Below are 15180 nucleotides of genomic sequence, written 5' to 3' on the forward strand. Positions count from 1 at the left end.
TCGTCTGGGATGTGGAGATGGGCGTATCCTTCGCCCTTATTCAACAGGAATTAAAATGAGCGAAAGCTTTGCGGAACTCTTTGAAGAAAGCCTAAAAACCCTGAACCTTCAGGCAGGCTCCATCATCACCGGTGTTATCGTTGATATCGATTACCAAGCTCGCTGGGTAACCGTTCACGCTGGCCTGAAGTCTGAAGCACTCATCCCGCTTGAGCAGTTCTACAACGATGCTGGCGAACTGACTATCAACGTCGGTGACGAAGTTCACGTTGCTCTGGACTCGGTTGAAGACGGCTTTGGTGAAACCAAGCTGTCCCGTGAAAAAGCCAAGCGCGCTGAATGCTGGATTGTTCTGGAAGCAGCCTTCGCAGCCGAAGAAGTGGTCAAGGGCGTTATCAACGGTAAGGTTAAAGGCGGCTTCACTGTCGACGTTAACGGCATCCGTGCGTTCCTGCCAGGTTCTCTGGTTGACGTTCGTCCAGTGCGCGACACCACGCACCTGGAAGGCAAAGAGCTGGAATTCAAGGTCATCAAGCTCGACCAGAAACGCAACAACGTTGTCGTTTCCCGTCGTAGCGTCCTCGAAGCCGAGAACTCCGCCGAGCGTGAAGCTCTGCTGGAATCCCTGCAGGAAGGTCAACAAGTCAAAGGTATCGTCAAGAACCTCACCGATTACGGCGCATTCGTCGATCTGGGTGGCGTCGATGGCCTGCTGCACATTACCGACATGGCTTGGAAGCGTATCAAGCATCCTTCCGAAATCGTCAACGTTGGCGACGAGATTGATGTCAAGGTTCTGAAGTACGATCGCGAACGCAATCGTGTTTCCCTGGGCCTCAAGCAACTGGGCGAAGATCCATGGGTTGCTATCAAAGCCCGTTACCCAGAAAGCACTCGCGTTACCGCTCGTGTAACCAACCTGACCGACTACGGCTGCTTCGCTGAGCTGGAAGAAGGCGTTGAAGGCCTGGTACACGTTTCCGAAATGGACTGGACCAACAAGAACATCCACCCTTCGAAAGTCGTACAAGTCGGCGACGAAGTGGAAGTTATGGTTCTGGACATCGACGAAGAGCGTCGTCGTATTTCCCTCGGCATCAAGCAGTGCAAATCTAACCCATGGGAAGATTTCTCTGGCCAGTTCAACAAGGGCGATAAAATCTCCGGCACCATCAAGTCGATCACCGATTTCGGTATCTTCATTGGTCTGGACGGCGGCATCGACGGTCTGGTTCACCTGTCCGACATCTCCTGGAACGAAGTGGGCGAAGAAGCCGTTCGCCGCTTCAAGAAGGGCGACGAGCTGGACACCGTTATCCTGTCGGTTGACCCAGAGCGCGAGCGCATCTCCCTGGGTATCAAGCAACTGGAAAGCGATCCGTTCTCCGAGTACGTTCAAGAGAACGACAAAGGCGCAATCGTTAAAGGCATCGTGAAAGAAGTTGACGCTAAAGGCGCCATCATCACTCTGGCCGACGATATCGAAGCGACTCTGAAAGCCTCCGAAATCAGCCGTGACCGCGTTGAAGACGCGCGCAACGTTCTGAAAGAAGGCCAGGAAGTAGAAGCCAAGATCATCAGCGTTGACCGCAAGAGCCGCGTAATCCAGCTCTCCATCAAGTCGAAAGACGATGCTGAAGAGAAAGAAGCAATCCAAAGCCTGCGCGACAAGCCAGCGACTTCGGAACCTGCTGCTGGTCCTACCACTCTGGGCGACCTGTTGCGTGCACAAATGGAAAAACAGAACTAAGTTCTGTCAGACCATAGAAAAAGGGCGACTTCGGTCGCCCTTTTTTGTGCCTGCGATTTAGTGAAACTCCCCAAGCGCTGCTCTAAATCCTGCGCCAGTGAAACCAATGCCTTTAACCTGCTGTCTCTTTCTTTAACAGGATCAACCGTTTAATTGCAGCTAGGCTTACACCAGATGCGAGCGACAGTCGGGGCAAGCGTCCGATATAAGGAAGTGAATGAACAAGCTCATTGCCGTAGCGGTGCTACTGATACTGGCAGGTTGTACCACTAACGCCAAGACTCACGTCGTGCGTGGCGTCAGCGGTATCGAGGTCGATTGTTCTGGTCTGGGCTCCGGTTGGGAGAAGTGCCGCAAGCGAGCTGACAGGGAGTGCAAGGGGGGTGGTTACAAGGTGGTCGCCCGATCTGACGATGCCAAAGATGAGGACGAGTTTCCATTCGGCTTCAATCCGGCAGGGTTCGTGACGCGCACCATGTTGGTCATTTGTCGGTGAGCGCGTAACGCCTTTGTCGTGTTGTGGTGCTCCGTAAATGTGCATCACACGCTTGGTAAATATATGTCAAACCCTGGGCTGTTCAAATTCCTCCGGGCATGCTAAAACCTTTGAAGCGCTGATCTAGCTGCTTGAAAAAGAAGGGAAAAATATGACGAAGTCGGAGTTGATCGAACGAATTGTCACCCATCAAGGGCTGCTCTCATCCAAGGATGTGGAGCTGGCCATCAAGACCATGCTTGAGCAAATGTCCCAATGTCTGGCCACCGGCGATCGTATCGAGATCCGTGGGTTCGGCAGCTTCTCCCTGCACTACCGCGCACCGCGCGTAGGGCGTAATCCGAAAACCGGTCAATCTGTCAGCCTCGATGGCAAGTTCGTCCCGCATTTCAAGCCGGGCAAGGAACTGCGTGATCGGGTTAATGAGGAAGAGGAGGAAGGTTTTGACCTCCACAACTAAAGGGGCGGCGCATGCGTAACCTCAAGCGTGTACTCCTTGGCTTGGTTCTCCTGTTGCTGGTTCTGGCGATTCTTGCGTTTGTCCTGGAAAATCAGCAATCGGTTTCGCTGCTGTTTCTTGGTTGGGCGGGTCCACAATTACCGGTATCGGTGGTCATGGTGCTTTCGCTGCTGATCGGCATGCTGATCGGGCCAATTCTGGGTTGGTTTATGGGGCGTTCGTCCAGAGCATCCCGCAAGCGCCTCGTTTGATCGAGGCTGATGTAACGGACGTGTTGAATTTGCGTCACAGCTTGTCTATATCCATTAGTAAAAGCGTCATTAAGCTGTAAAATGCTGCGCTTGTCCGGTAAAGGCATAATCCCATATCGGTCAGACTGACTCTGTCAGAAGCCTTTAGCTTAGATGAAGGCTTTTGCATTCATGGATTAGACAGCGCTCGATCGACGGCCCTGTCAGCAACTCAAAGGGTGTAGTTTCGCGTGAAAATTCTAGTAACCGGTGGCGCCGGGTTTATCGGCTCCGCAGTCATTCGTCATATCATCTCAAACACTACTGACGCTGTCGTTAACGTCGATAAACTGACTTATGCCGGTAACTTGGAGTCGCTGGCCGAAGTCAGTCAGAACCCGCGTTATGCGTTTGAGCGCGTTGACATCTGCGATCGCGATCAAATCGACCGTGTCCTGCGTGAACACCAACCAGATGCCATCATGCACCTGGCCGCAGAGTCCCACGTTGATCGTTCGATCTCCGGTCCGTCCGAGTTCATCCAGACCAACATCATCGGCACCTACACGTTGCTGGAAGCTGCACGCCACTACTGGGCTGCACTGGATGATGCGCGTAAAGCCAACTTCCGTTTTCACCATATCTCCACCGATGAAGTCTACGGCGACCTCGAAGGGCCGGAAGACCTCTTCACCGAAACCACACCTTACCAGCCAAGCTCGCCGTACTCGGCCAGCAAGGCCAGCTCCGATCACCTGGTTCGCGCCTGGACCCGTACCTACGGTCTGCCGACCCTGGTCACCAACTGCTCGAACAACTACGGCCCGTGCCACTTTCCCGAGAAGCTGATCCCACTGATCATCCTCAATGCGCTGGAAGGCAAGCCATTGCCGGTCTATGGCAAGGGCAACCAAGTTCGTGACTGGCTCTACGTCGAAGACCACGCTCGCGCACTGTACAAAGTCGTCACCGAAGGTGTTATCGGTGAGACGTACAACATTGGTGGCCATAACGAAAAGCAAAACATCGAAGTCGTGAACACCTTGTGTGCACTGCTCGACGAGTTGCGCCCGGATTCTGCGCATCGCCCTCACGCCAGTCTGATCACCTATGTTCAAGATCGCCCAGGCCACGATCAGCGTTACGCAATTGATGCCAGCAAAATCCAGCGCGAGCTGGGTTGGACGCCGGAAGAAACATTTGAAACCGGCATTCGCAAAACTGTCGAGTGGTACCTCAATAACACTGAGTGGGTTGCTCACGTGAAGAGTGGCAGCTACCAGCAATGGATTGACCAGAACTACGCGGATCGTTCGGGTAAGGCATGAAAATCCTACTGCTGGGAAAAAATGGCCAGGTAGGGTGGGAGTTGCAACGCTCCTTGGCGCCGCTGGGTGAGCTGATTGCCCTGGATCGCAGCACTGGCGGTGACTTGTCCGATCTCGACGCCTTGCGCACGACGATTCGTCAGCTCAAGCCGGACGTCATCGTCAATGCCGCCGCCTACACCGCCGTAGATAAGGCCGAGTCCGAAACTGAGCTGGCCGACCGCGTTAATGGTCAGGCAAGCCAGGTTATGGCTGAAGAGGCCGTATTACTTGGGGCCTGGCTGATTCACTACTCGACCGACTACGTGTTCAGTGGGCAGGGTTCAAAGGCGTGGCAAGAAACCGATCCAGTCGCCCCGGTGAATCACTACGGCGCCAGTAAGCTGGCCGGTGAGCAGGCGATTATCGCTTCGGGCTGCAAATACCTGATCTTTCGCACCAGTTGGGTCTATGGCGCTCGCGGTAACAATTTCGCCAAGACCATGCTGCGTCTGGCTAAGGATCGCGAAACCCTGAGTGTCATTGCTGACCAGATCGGAGCCCCGACGGGTGCAGACCTGATTGCCGACGTGACTGCATTAGCGATTCAGCAAGTCATGCAGCGCCCCGAACTGACGGGTCTTTATCACCTGGCTGCCAGCGGCGAAGTTTCCTGGCACGGCTATGCTAGTCATGTGATCGAATTTGCCCAGGCCAATGGCGAGCAACTTGCCGTAACGACTGTCAATCCGATCGAAACCAGCGCTTATCCAACACCTGCACGTCGCCCTCTGAACTCACGTTTGAACACTCAGAAGCTACGTGACAATTTTTCTCTACACTTGCCGGATTGGCAAAGTGGTGTAACCCGAATGCTTAGGGAAGTTCTGAACAAATGACCACGACAAATCGTAAAGGCATCATCCTCGCCGGCGGCTCGGGTACGCGCTTGCACCCGTTGACCCTTGGCGTGTCCAAGCAGATGCTGCCGATCTACGACAAGCCGATGATCTTTTATCCGCTGTCGGTACTGATGCTGGCAGGTATGCGTGAGATTCTGATCATCTCCACTCCTGAAGACTTGCCGTGCTTTCGCAAGTTGCTGGGCGACGGCAGCCTTTACGGCATCAAGTTGACCTACGCTGAGCAGCCAAGCCCGGACGGCCTGGCACAAGCGTTCATCATCGGCGAAGAGTTCATCGGCAAGGATCCTTGCTGCTTGATCCTGGGCGACAACATCTTCTACGGTCAGCACTTCTCGGATAACTTGCGTTCGGCGACCAATCAGCAGAGCGGAGCGACAGTATTTGGCTATCACGTCTCCGATCCCGAGCGTTTTGGCGTGGTTGAATTCGACGCTACTGGCCGTGCTCTCAGCATCGAAGAGAAACCGCTGAAACCCAAGTCCAACTACGCGGTAACCGGTCTGTACTTCTACGACAATGACGTTGTCGAGATCGCCAAAAGCATCAAGCCTTCCGAGCGTGGAGAGCTGGAAATTACCGACGTTAACCGTGCCTACCTCGAGCGCAAGACGCTGAGCGTTGAAATGCTCGGCCGTGGCTTCGCCTGGCTGGATACGGGTACCCATGATTCGCTGCTGGAAGCCAGTCACTTTGTGCACACCATCGAACAGCGCCAAGGCCTGAAAGTGGCCTGCCTGGAAGAAATCGCCTACCACAACGGCTGGATCAATGCCGAGCAGTTGGGCGCTCAAGCCGATGCCTTGAAGAAGACTGGTTACGGTCAGTACCTTCAAAAATTGTTGGACTCGCCTTCCCACTGATTCGACCGCTCAATCCTTTCGAGTAGAAGCGTCAACCGGTTCAAGCAGGAATGGCATGCCAGTAAAACATCCCAAGATTGCGGTTTTGCTGGCTGCCTATAATGGCATGCTATGGATCGAGGAGCAGTTAGCCTCGATTCTCGGCCAGATAGCTGTCGACGTAACCGTTTACATCAGTATCGACCCCTCCACTGATGGTACCGAGGCTTGGTGCGCGGCATATGCTGCCCAGCACTCCCAGGTTTTGGTCCTGCCGGCTGCTGGTAGTTTTGGTGGTGCGTCTCGTAACTTCTTCCGGCTCATCCGTGATGTCGATTTCGACGGTTACGACTACATCGCCTTTGCCGACCAGGATGATGTTTGGCACGCGGATAAACTCCAGCGTGCGTTCCTCGCCATTCAATCTCGTCAGGTCGATGCGTATTCAAGCAATGTCACGGCGTTTTGGTCGGACGGTAGAACCCATTTGCTGGACAAGGCACAACCTCAGGTTGCATGGGATTTCCTGTTCGAAGCGGCGGGGCCTGGGTGTACTTACGTCATGAGCAAAAGTCTAGCGGATCCGCTGAAGACTTCGATGCTCGATAATTGGCAGCAACTACAAGATGTCAGCTTGCATGACTGGTATTGCTACGCCTTCGCCCGAAGTCATGGTTTTCGTTGGTATATAGATCCACGGCCCTCCATGGACTATCGCCAGCATGAGCGTAACCAGGTAGGTGCAAACAAAGGCCTGAGTCCGTTGATTGCCCGCTACAAAACCATACATGACGGTTGGTGGTTCCATCAGGTGCAGTTGATTGCGAACCTGGTAGGGCAGGGTAGCAACTCTTTTGTTCTAACCTGGTTGAAGTTGCGTCGCAGGCAACTCATGAAACTTTCCTTTAGTGCCTGGCGTTGCCGACGTCGGGTGCGCGATAAAGTGTTTTTCTTTTGTATTTGCTGGGTAACAGCGCTGATAGGGAATAAGGCTCGATGACTTCCCTGAAGGTATTGGTTACCGGGGCAAGTGGATTTGTTGGCGAAGCGGTGGTTTTCAAGCTGTTGGTGGATAAAAAGTTCAGCCCGATCGCCGCTGCACGAGGCACCACGCGATTGCATGGGCTGTGCACGGTCCGGCCACTCGATCTGTGCGATACAAAGACCTTGCCGATACTTGATGACGTTCAAGTAGTCATTCATGCCGCTGCTCGAGTGCATGTCATGAATGAAGTTGCCGTGGACGCGTTAGCCGAGTTTCGTAAGGTTAATGTGCAAGGCACTCTCAAATTGGCGCAGCGTGCCGCCGAATCGGGGGTAAAACGCTTTATCTTCATTAGCTCGATCAAGGTTAATGGCGAAAATACACTCCCGGGCAACCCCTTCAAGGCTGATGATCCTTCCAAACCAGATGGCCCGTACGGCCTATCCAAATACGAAGCTGAAGAGGCATTGAAGCTGCTAGGCCGCGAAACAGGAATGGAAGTCGTGATCATTCGACCCCCGCTGGTTTATGGACCTGGTGTTAAAGCTAACTTTTTGACTATGTTGAATTGGCTTAACAAGGGCATTCCTTTGCCTCTTGGGGCGATTCGGAATAACCGTAGCCTGGTGGCCATTGGAAACCTGGCGAGCCTCATAGTCATTTGCATTGATCATCCCGCAGCAGCCAATCAGACCTTTCTGGTCAGCGATGGAGTAGACCTGTCTACAACTCAACTGCTGCGGCGCTTATCGAGTGCGTTAGGCAAGCCTGCGCGACTCCTGCCGGTGCCCGAGTGGATGTTGAAGCTCGCAGCCTCAAGCTTGGGCAGGCAGGCTGCGGTGCAGCGCATATGTGGTTCGCTGCAAGTTGATATAAGTAAGAATCGTGAATTGCTGGGGTGGGCGCCACCCATAAACATCGACAAAGCCATGCGTCAGACCGCTGGCCACTATTTGGATAAACAGGCGAAATGAGTGTTTGGTGGTTTCTGGTCGCAGTGTTCGTTGTTTCCTGGGTCTTGACTCTCGTCTTGCGTCGCTACGCTTTGGCGAAAAGCTTGATGGACATACCCAATGAGCGCAGTTCCCATTCGATCCCAACTCCTCGGGGCGGAGGGGTAGCCATTGTGGTGTCCTTTCTACTGGCGCTGCCTCTGCTTGCGAGTTTGGATCTGATAAGCCTCCCGGTCTTGGTTGGGCTGTTTGGCTCGGGTTTACTCGTTGCGGTTATCGGGTTCGCCGATGACCATGGGCATATTGCGGCCAGGTGGAGGTTATTAGGGCATTTCATCGCCGCAGCTTGGGCGTTGTATTGGATGAACGGGCTAGCGCCGATTGAGCTGTTTGGCTATGCGGTTAATTTGGGATGGTTCGGTAACATCCTGGCGCTGCTGTATCTGGTCTGGATGCTCAATCTCTATAATTTTATGGACGGCATTGATGGTTTAGCCAGTGCAGAGGCGATAAGCGTCTGTATGGGCATGTGCCTAGTGTATTGGTTTAGTGGGAATACGGAATTGATATGGTTGCCGTTGGTTTTGGCGGCTGCTGTTGCAGGGTTCCTTTGGTGGAATATTCCTCCGGCGCGGATCTTTATGGGGGATGCGGGGAGTGGTTTTTTAGGGGTTATTCTCGGCGGCTTGACTATTCAAGTGGCTGGGAGTTTTCCTGAGTTCCTCTGGAGTTGGATTATTTTGCTGGGTGTATTCATTGTGGATGCGACATGGACTTTAATTCAGCGTCTTATACGCGGAGACAAGGTATATGAGGCCCATCGCAGTCATGGTTATCAACATGCCGCCGATCGGTTTAAGCGCCACGCGGTGGTAACGTTGGGTATTGTGTTGATAAATATTTTGTTCTTGCTTCCCTTGGCTTTATTGGTAGGGCTGGGTTGGTTGGCAGGTGCTTGGGGTGTCCTGTTCGCTTATTGCCCTCTCATGATTTTGGTGTGGAAATTCAAGGCGGGAATACCAAATAGGTAGTTACATGGCGCTCTTGAGGTGATCGCAAGATTGATTATTCAGATTTGGTTAAAGGCAATCGCTACCACCAGACTAATATTTCCCTTGAGTGTCTGCCGATAGACTCCAGTTTTTTTCATAAGCCGAAATCGAGTGAGTAATCCACTTCGTCTGGCTAGTTCAAAGTCGCGGAGTCGTTGCTCATTTTCAATACTGAGGTGGTGTTTGATTGAGTCCAGAGCTTCCAGGTTTTTTGAAGTCCATACCTTGAGTCTGCCTGTGAGCATTTTGCGGAATCTTGAAATCTGATTTTTTAAGTTGGCATTAGCGCCAATGAGATTCCCGTCATGTTGGCGGTAGTCCAATGTAGGCACCGCATCATAGATGACCTCACCGCCGCAACCGCTCACCAAAAGATAAGCCAGCCAGTCATGAGCGACGATGGTCGCGTGACTGCTTACTTGCTGCATAAGTTTTCTCGCAGCGTTGTTTATCAACATGGTATTTGCGCCGGCTATGCTCTGTACCAATGCATTGCGAAAAGCGGGTGTCTTTAAAAATAGAGGCGAGTAACCTATTGGCCGGCCATTGGTATCAACCAGTCGTGTTCGCGAGCAGTAAAGAGATGGAGTTTCTGTTTCGCAGGGGTTTAAGCTGGCTATACTTCTTTTTAGCTTGTCCTCGTGCCAAATGTCGTCTTGGTCGCTAAAGGCGAAAAAGTCGGCGGCTATGTCAGGATTGTTAACTAAAGATAAAAAGTTTTTACCAAAGCCTTTGCGTGGGCCTCTTAGAATAGATAATCGATCATCACCCAGTTTGCTTTGATATTGCTGCAAAATCTGAAGCGTTTTATCGCTAGATCCATCATCCGAAGCGTAAATAATCCAGTTTTTATGGGTCTGTCTGATAAACGAGTCTAGCTGTTCCTTTAAAAAACGATCTCCGTTATACGTGCACACTAGTATCGCCACTTTTGGCGCTTCGGCAACAGGTATGTGATTCAGGCTCGACGTCGCTTTGGAGGCGGCGGTGTGTTGCATTTCCATGATGTTGATCTCTTGCAAGCCAATACTGAAGCGGGTTTACGCAAAGGAGGGGGCTGCAGGATCAGGCTTTATCGTGCTTCTGAGATGATGATGCAGATCTATGCAGAAGCAGAGATGTTAACAGGGGGCGCTCTCGTTGACGAGCGCGGGGCGCTTGGAGTCTGATGCACAGGGGCAGGGTGAATCTGAAGCGATTCTGGAGTCGTAATCGCCTCGTGAAGGAGGATACAATGCCAAGGGTTAGTCAGTTCAAGGAGTGGAGATTGTGTTCGGGCGATTCGATGGATAAGGTTAGATCGATTTTGTTGGGCTTACCGCGTCGCCAAAAGCGGCTGCTGCAAGTCGCCACTGATATTGTATTGGTGTGGGTCGCCTTGTGGTTGGCGTTCATCGTTCGTCTTGGCATCGATGATATGTACAACCCGCTTAAGGTGCACTTATGGCTTTTTGCCTTCGCTCCTTTGGTTGCGATTCCACTCTTTATCCGCTTTGGAATGTACCGGGCTGTTATGCGCTACTTTGGCAATGACGCCCTCATTGCAATCATCAAGGCCGTTAGCCTCTCGTCGTTGATTCTCGCGGTAATCGTCTATTGGTACAGCAATCACGAGACGGTCGTTCCTCGCTCCATCATTTTCAACTATTGGTGGCTAAGTCTGGTCATTATTGGCGGGCTAAGATTGTTCATGCGTCAATATTTTATGGGTGACTGGTTTAACGCTGCCCAACACGTACCGTTCACCAACCGTGACGATGGTATGACCAAAGTCGCTATCTATGGTGCGGGTGTTGCGGGCAATCAGCTTGTCGCGGCGCTCAGGATGGGCCGGGTGATGCGTCCGGTCGCATTTATTGACGATGACGCCAGCATTGCGGATCGCTCGATTTCTGGTTTGCAGGTTTATAAGCCTAAACACATACAGCAGATGATTGATGTGACGGGAGCTCAGGAAATACTTCTGGCTTTACCCTCCTCTACTCGTGCTCGGCGTAGAGAGATTCTCAATCTGCTTGAAGATTTTCCTTTACATGTGAGGAGCGTTCCTAATTTCACCGATCTGGCAAGCGGTAGGGTGAAGGTTGATGATATTCAGGAAGTCGACATTGCAGATTTGCTAGGGCGGGACGCGGTACCTGCGCAACCTGAGCTGCTCGAGCGTTGTATTAAGGGCAAGACTGTGATGGTGACTGGGGCGGGAGGCTCGATCGGTGCAGAATTGTGCAGGCAAATATTTTCGCTCGGGCCGACCACTCTTTTACTATTTGACCATAGTGAGTTTAATCTTTACAGCATTCTGTCCGAACTTGAGCAGCGAATATGCCGAGAGTCTTTGCCTGTGCGTTTGTTGCCGATATTAGGTTCAATCCGCAATCGAGAAAAACTGTTAGATGTAATGAGCGCCTGGCGTGTAGATACGGTTTACCATGCCGCTGCTTATAAGCACGTGCCCATGGTTGAGCACAATATCGCAGAGGGGGTATTAAATAACGTTATAGGTACGCTGAATGCTGCACAGGCGGCGTTGCAAACAGGTGTGGCAAATTTTGTACTAATTTCTACAGATAAAGCTGTACGTCCTACGAATGTAATGGGTAGCACTAAGCGTTTAGCAGAACTTGTCTTGCAAGCGTTAAGTGGCGAAGTTGCTCCGGTTTTGTTTGGCGATAAGGCCAACGTATCTAGAGTCAATAAAACCCGATTTACTATGGTTCGTTTTGGTAACGTATTGGGCTCGTCGGGCTCGGTCATCCCGTTATTTCATCGGCAGATAAAATCAGGTGGGCCGCTGACTGTCACCCATCCCAAAATGACCCGGTATTTCATGACCATCCCCGAAGCGGCTCAACTGGTGATTCAAGCCGGTTCAATGGGGCGAGGAGGGGAAGTGTTTGTCTTGGATATGGGCGAGCCGGTGCGAATCGTAGAGCTGGCTGAGAAAATGATCCATCTGTCCGGTTTGAGTATTCGCTCGGAAAGAAATTTGCACGGTGACATTTCAATTGAGTTCACGGGGCTTCGTCCAGGGGAGAAGCTCTACGAAGAATTGCTGATTGGTGACAATGTAGCCGCTACTCAGCACTCCATGATTATGAGTGCGAACGAGGATCACCTGCCTTGGGATGTGCTCAAGGCGAGACTTACGGAGCTCCTGGACGCAGTCGACAGAGATGATTATTCCCGAGTTCGCCAGTTGCTCCGTGGAACGGTCAGCGGATACACGCCTGATGGCGATATCGTCGATTGGATCTACCAGCAACGCGGGCTTGAGCCTTGATGAGCGATGAGGTCCGGATTTCTTCGATGTCCAGATTTCTCATCGTGCGATACAACCAATTGCGCCGTATAGGCCATGCCGCAGTCGCCCGCCACGCGGGGCTCGCAGGTATTCTTCCTGCGCATTTTGAGGTATGCTCGGCTCACCTTGTTGACTAGCAACATGGCGTATCGTAAAGCATCAAAGTCATCGTGGATTGATATGAAAAATATTGCATTAAACGCTCTCCTTTACCTTGTTCAAGGTCCGGTGATTTTCATGCGTTGGATGTCTGTTTTTCTCTGTTTCTCAAGTATCGAAAATGACTTGAACAGGAATATCACAACGATTTCGAATAAGGCTGTGTTGTTTAAATTGGATTGCAGTCGAAGAACCAATCAACTTTCTATGGTTTATTGATTTCCGTGATTTTCATTAAAGCTAATCGACTGCCTTCGCAAGTATCGCTTCGAAGATCTACGTCTCAAATAAACCAATGCGAACTAATCCTCAGAGCATTCGATGCGAGCAATCATATTGGTGTTTGTTTGCTTGACGCTCTCTTGAGTGATTCCTTCCCCGCCGTTATTCCATTCGATTGTAAAAAAATCGTAATAAAGCTTGTGGCAGCGCAGCTGTCGAAGACAACTGATCTTCGCCGGGAACCAAAATGTGTTTCGAATTAATAGCTGATAAGTGAGGTCGTCGGCGTTCTGTTAAAGCGCAGGATGATAATCATAATTACGCACTTATTTGAAGGTCAAAAAATGGAAAGATTTAGCTTATCACCCGTAGAAATATATCGCAGCTTGAGAAAGTATCGGCAACTGATTTATCAAATGACGCACCGAGAGATCATTGGTCGCTATAAAGGCTCGGTGTTTGGTCTTTTATGGGCCTTTTTTACTCCGATCTTGATGCTGGCTGTCTATACCTTTGTTTTTAGCGTTGTTTTCAAGGCCCGATGGCACGGGGGCGGGGACGATCAAAACAAAGCTGATTTTGCCATCATGTTATTCACGGGCATGATCGTCTACGGGATTTTTGCCGAATGTATAAACCGAGCTCCTGCACTTATCTTGGGTAACCCCAATTATGTAAAGCGAGTCGTGTTTCCTTTGCATATATTGCCCTGGATAGTTTTAGGTACGGCGATCTTCAATGCATTGATAAGTTTTTTCGTTTTGATTGTCTTTTTTCTGATAACGGGGCACTCACTGACCTCATCTGCATTTTATTTGCCGATTGTATTACTCCCATTGATTTTCCTGTCTATGGGGCTTTCGTGGTTCTTAAGTTCGCTAGGTGTCTACCTAAGGGATGTGGGACAAACGGTTGGAATATTTACGACCGTTCTCATGTTTTTGTCTCCTGTATTTTATCCGCTTTCTTCGTTGCCGGAAAAGTATCAGTTATATTTGAGGTTCAATCCCTTGACCTCGATAATTGAACACACTCGAGACGTCCTTATCCTGGGTGTGGTTCCGAATATGTATCATATGCTGATTAGTGTACTAATTAGCATGTGCATTGCGTGGTTAGGATTTGCTTGGTTTCAAAAAACACGTAGAGGTTTCGCAGATGTCATCTGAGCCAATTTCAATTAGTGTGAATAACCTCGGTAAGTGTTTTACCATCTATAATAGCCCGCACCAACGATTGTTGCAGATGTTTACAGGGTCGAGAAAGAAATACTATCGTGAATTTTGGGCGTTGAAAGATGTTTCGTTTGAGTTAAAAAAAGGCGAAACAATCGGTATTATCGGGAAAAATGGCTCCGGTAAGTCGACCCTGTTACAGATGATATGCGGTACGCTTAATCAAACGGAAGGCGATATATCGGTCAAGGGTAAAGTTGCAGCGCTGCTGGAGCTGGGGGCGGGTTTCAATCCAGAGTTTACAGGAAGAGAAAACGTATTTCTTTCTGCTGCACTTTATGGCTTGAGTAGGGCTGAAGTAGAGCAAAAATTTGAGGCAATTACTCGTTTTGCCGATATTGGAGATTTTGTTGATCAACCGGTAAAAACATATTCGAGTGGTATGTTCGTTCGGTTGGCATTCGCAATTATTGCCAACGTAGACGCGGATATACTCATTATTGATGAAGCCCTTGCAGTAGGGGACGCACTTTTTACCCAAAAATGCATGAGGTTTTTACGGAAGTTTAAAGAAGAGGGAACGCTGCTGTTTGTCAGTCACGATACCAGTTCGGTTATCAATTTGTGTGACCGCGCAATTTGGTTGGACAAGGGGCAAGTCAAAGGCTATGGACCAGCAAAAGCGATTTCAGAGTTATATCTGGCGACGCTATTTGATAACCAACCTTCTGAAGAGCAGATAGTAGACACCAGTCAGTACGATCATCGCAGTGTCGAACCTGTTATCTGGCGAGATCAGAGACAGGATATTATAAACAACAGCGCTCATCGTAATGATGTTGAAATATTTCGTTTTAACCCCCTAAATGAAGAAGAGTTTGGGCATGGTGGGGTAAAGGTGCTCGGAGTGACGCTTAACGATATTGATGATACTGCCTTGCATTGGGTCGTTGGAGGCGAAACCGTGACCTTAACGGTAGTGGCTCTGGCTTTAACTAAATTAAAAAGCCCGATAGTTGGGTTCTACATCAAAGACAGGCTTGGGCAAACGCTATTTGGTGATAATACGTATATTAACTATGCGAAATCTCCAGTGACCACCGAGAAGGGCGAGCAGCTTACGGCAAAATTTAAGTTTCCAATGCCCTGGTTAGCGCAAGGAGACTATTCAATTGCTGTAGCTGTAGCAGAAGGGACACAGTCTGATCATGTGCATCACCAGTGGATACACGATGCTCTACTGTTCAGATCTCATCACGATCCATTATCGACAGGCATAGTAGGTATTCCTATGCTGGATATAAACTTAAAGACAGGCAATTAAT

The 15180-nt window shown here is 50.5% G+C and carries 14 protein-coding genes; 13 read left to right on the plus strand and 1 reads right to left on the minus strand.

Going from position 1 to position 15180, the window contains the following annotated elements; genetic code table 11:
• The first annotated feature begins 55 nt into the window (after positions 1-55).
• From rpsA to HKK52_RS29650, 10 genes are all read left to right on the plus strand, one after another.
• Entirely contained in the window at positions 56-1750 is a 1695-nt protein-coding gene (gene rpsA / locus HKK52_RS29605; RefSeq protein WP_123406822.1) for a 30S ribosomal protein S1, read from the plus strand.
• Positions 1751-1967: 217 nt separating this feature from the next.
• Positions 1968-2246, plus strand: coding sequence for a hypothetical protein (locus HKK52_RS29610; protein WP_169373685.1), 279 nt, complete (start codon positions 1968-1970; stop codon positions 2244-2246).
• A 151-nt stretch (positions 2247-2397) separates the two neighbouring features.
• A complete protein-coding gene (gene ihfB / locus HKK52_RS29615; RefSeq protein WP_054051920.1) occupies positions 2398-2706 on the plus strand; it encodes an integration host factor subunit beta in 309 nt (102 codons plus the stop codon).
• An 11-nt stretch (positions 2707-2717) separates the two neighbouring features.
• Positions 2718-2957: a LapA family protein gene (locus HKK52_RS29620; RefSeq protein ID WP_169373686.1), complete on the plus strand. Its 240-nt coding sequence runs from the start codon at positions 2718-2720 to the stop codon at positions 2955-2957.
• A gap of 230 nt (positions 2958-3187) precedes the next feature.
• The gene (gene rfbB, locus HKK52_RS29625; protein WP_169373687.1) at positions 3188-4264 is read left to right on the plus strand and encodes a dTDP-glucose 4,6-dehydratase; all 1077 of its coding nucleotides are present in this window, start codon (positions 3188-3190) and stop codon (positions 4262-4264) included.
• A complete protein-coding gene (gene rfbD, locus HKK52_RS29630) occupies positions 4261-5142 on the plus strand; it encodes a dTDP-4-dehydrorhamnose reductase (protein WP_169373688.1) in 882 nt (293 codons plus the stop codon). The genes rfbB and rfbD overlap by 4 nt, the downstream gene beginning before the upstream one ends.
• Entirely contained in the window at positions 5139-6029 is an 891-nt protein-coding gene (rfbA, locus tag HKK52_RS29635; protein ID WP_169373689.1) for a glucose-1-phosphate thymidylyltransferase RfbA, read from the plus strand. Before rfbD ends, rfbA begins: the two co-directional genes overlap by 4 nt.
• Before the next feature lie 55 nt (positions 6030-6084).
• Positions 6085-7008: a glycosyltransferase gene (locus HKK52_RS29640; protein ID WP_169373690.1), complete on the plus strand. Its 924-nt coding sequence runs from the start codon at positions 6085-6087 to the stop codon at positions 7006-7008.
• Positions 7005-7967 carry a UDP-glucose 4-epimerase family protein gene (locus HKK52_RS29645; protein ID WP_169373691.1) on the plus strand — a complete coding sequence of 321 codons (963 nt, stop codon included), beginning with the start codon at positions 7005-7007 and terminating at the stop codon, positions 7965-7967. Before HKK52_RS29640 ends, HKK52_RS29645 begins: the two co-directional genes overlap by 4 nt.
• On the plus strand, positions 7964-8977 hold the full coding sequence (locus HKK52_RS29650) for an MraY family glycosyltransferase (RefSeq protein WP_169373692.1): 1014 nt from the start codon (positions 7964-7966) through the stop codon (positions 8975-8977). The genes HKK52_RS29645 and HKK52_RS29650 overlap by 4 nt, the downstream gene beginning before the upstream one ends.
• 38 nt (positions 8978-9015) lie before the next feature.
• On the opposite strand, the gene HKK52_RS29655 is transcribed toward HKK52_RS29650, so the two are convergent.
• Positions 9016-10002, minus strand: a complete 987-nt coding sequence (locus HKK52_RS29655) for a glycosyltransferase family 2 protein (protein WP_237150623.1) — start codon at positions 10000-10002, stop codon at positions 9016-9018.
• 281 nt (positions 10003-10283) lie between these two features.
• Here HKK52_RS29655 and HKK52_RS29660 point away from each other — a divergent pair, with 281 nt between their 5' ends.
• The 3 genes from HKK52_RS29660 to HKK52_RS29670 all read left to right on the plus strand — a co-directional run bounded on the left by HKK52_RS29660 (position 10284) and on the right by HKK52_RS29670 (position 15179).
• Positions 10284-12278 (plus strand): polysaccharide biosynthesis protein, encoded by a 1995-nt coding sequence (locus HKK52_RS29660; protein ID WP_169374311.1) that lies wholly within the window; start codon positions 10284-10286, stop codon positions 12276-12278.
• A 746-nt stretch (positions 12279-13024) separates the two neighbouring features.
• Positions 13025-13849, plus strand: a complete 825-nt coding sequence (locus HKK52_RS29665) for an ABC transporter permease (protein ID WP_169373693.1) — start codon at positions 13025-13027, stop codon at positions 13847-13849.
• Complete coding sequence (locus tag HKK52_RS29670) at positions 13839-15179, plus strand: ABC transporter ATP-binding protein (protein ID WP_169373694.1); 1341 nt, start codon at positions 13839-13841, stop codon at positions 15177-15179. Before HKK52_RS29665 ends, HKK52_RS29670 begins: the two co-directional genes overlap by 11 nt.
• The last annotated feature ends 1 nt before the right edge of the window (position 15180 follow it).

Source organism: Pseudomonas sp. ADAK2 (assembly GCF_012935755.1).
Lineage (GTDB): Bacteria > Pseudomonadota > Gammaproteobacteria > Pseudomonadales > Pseudomonadaceae > Aquipseudomonas.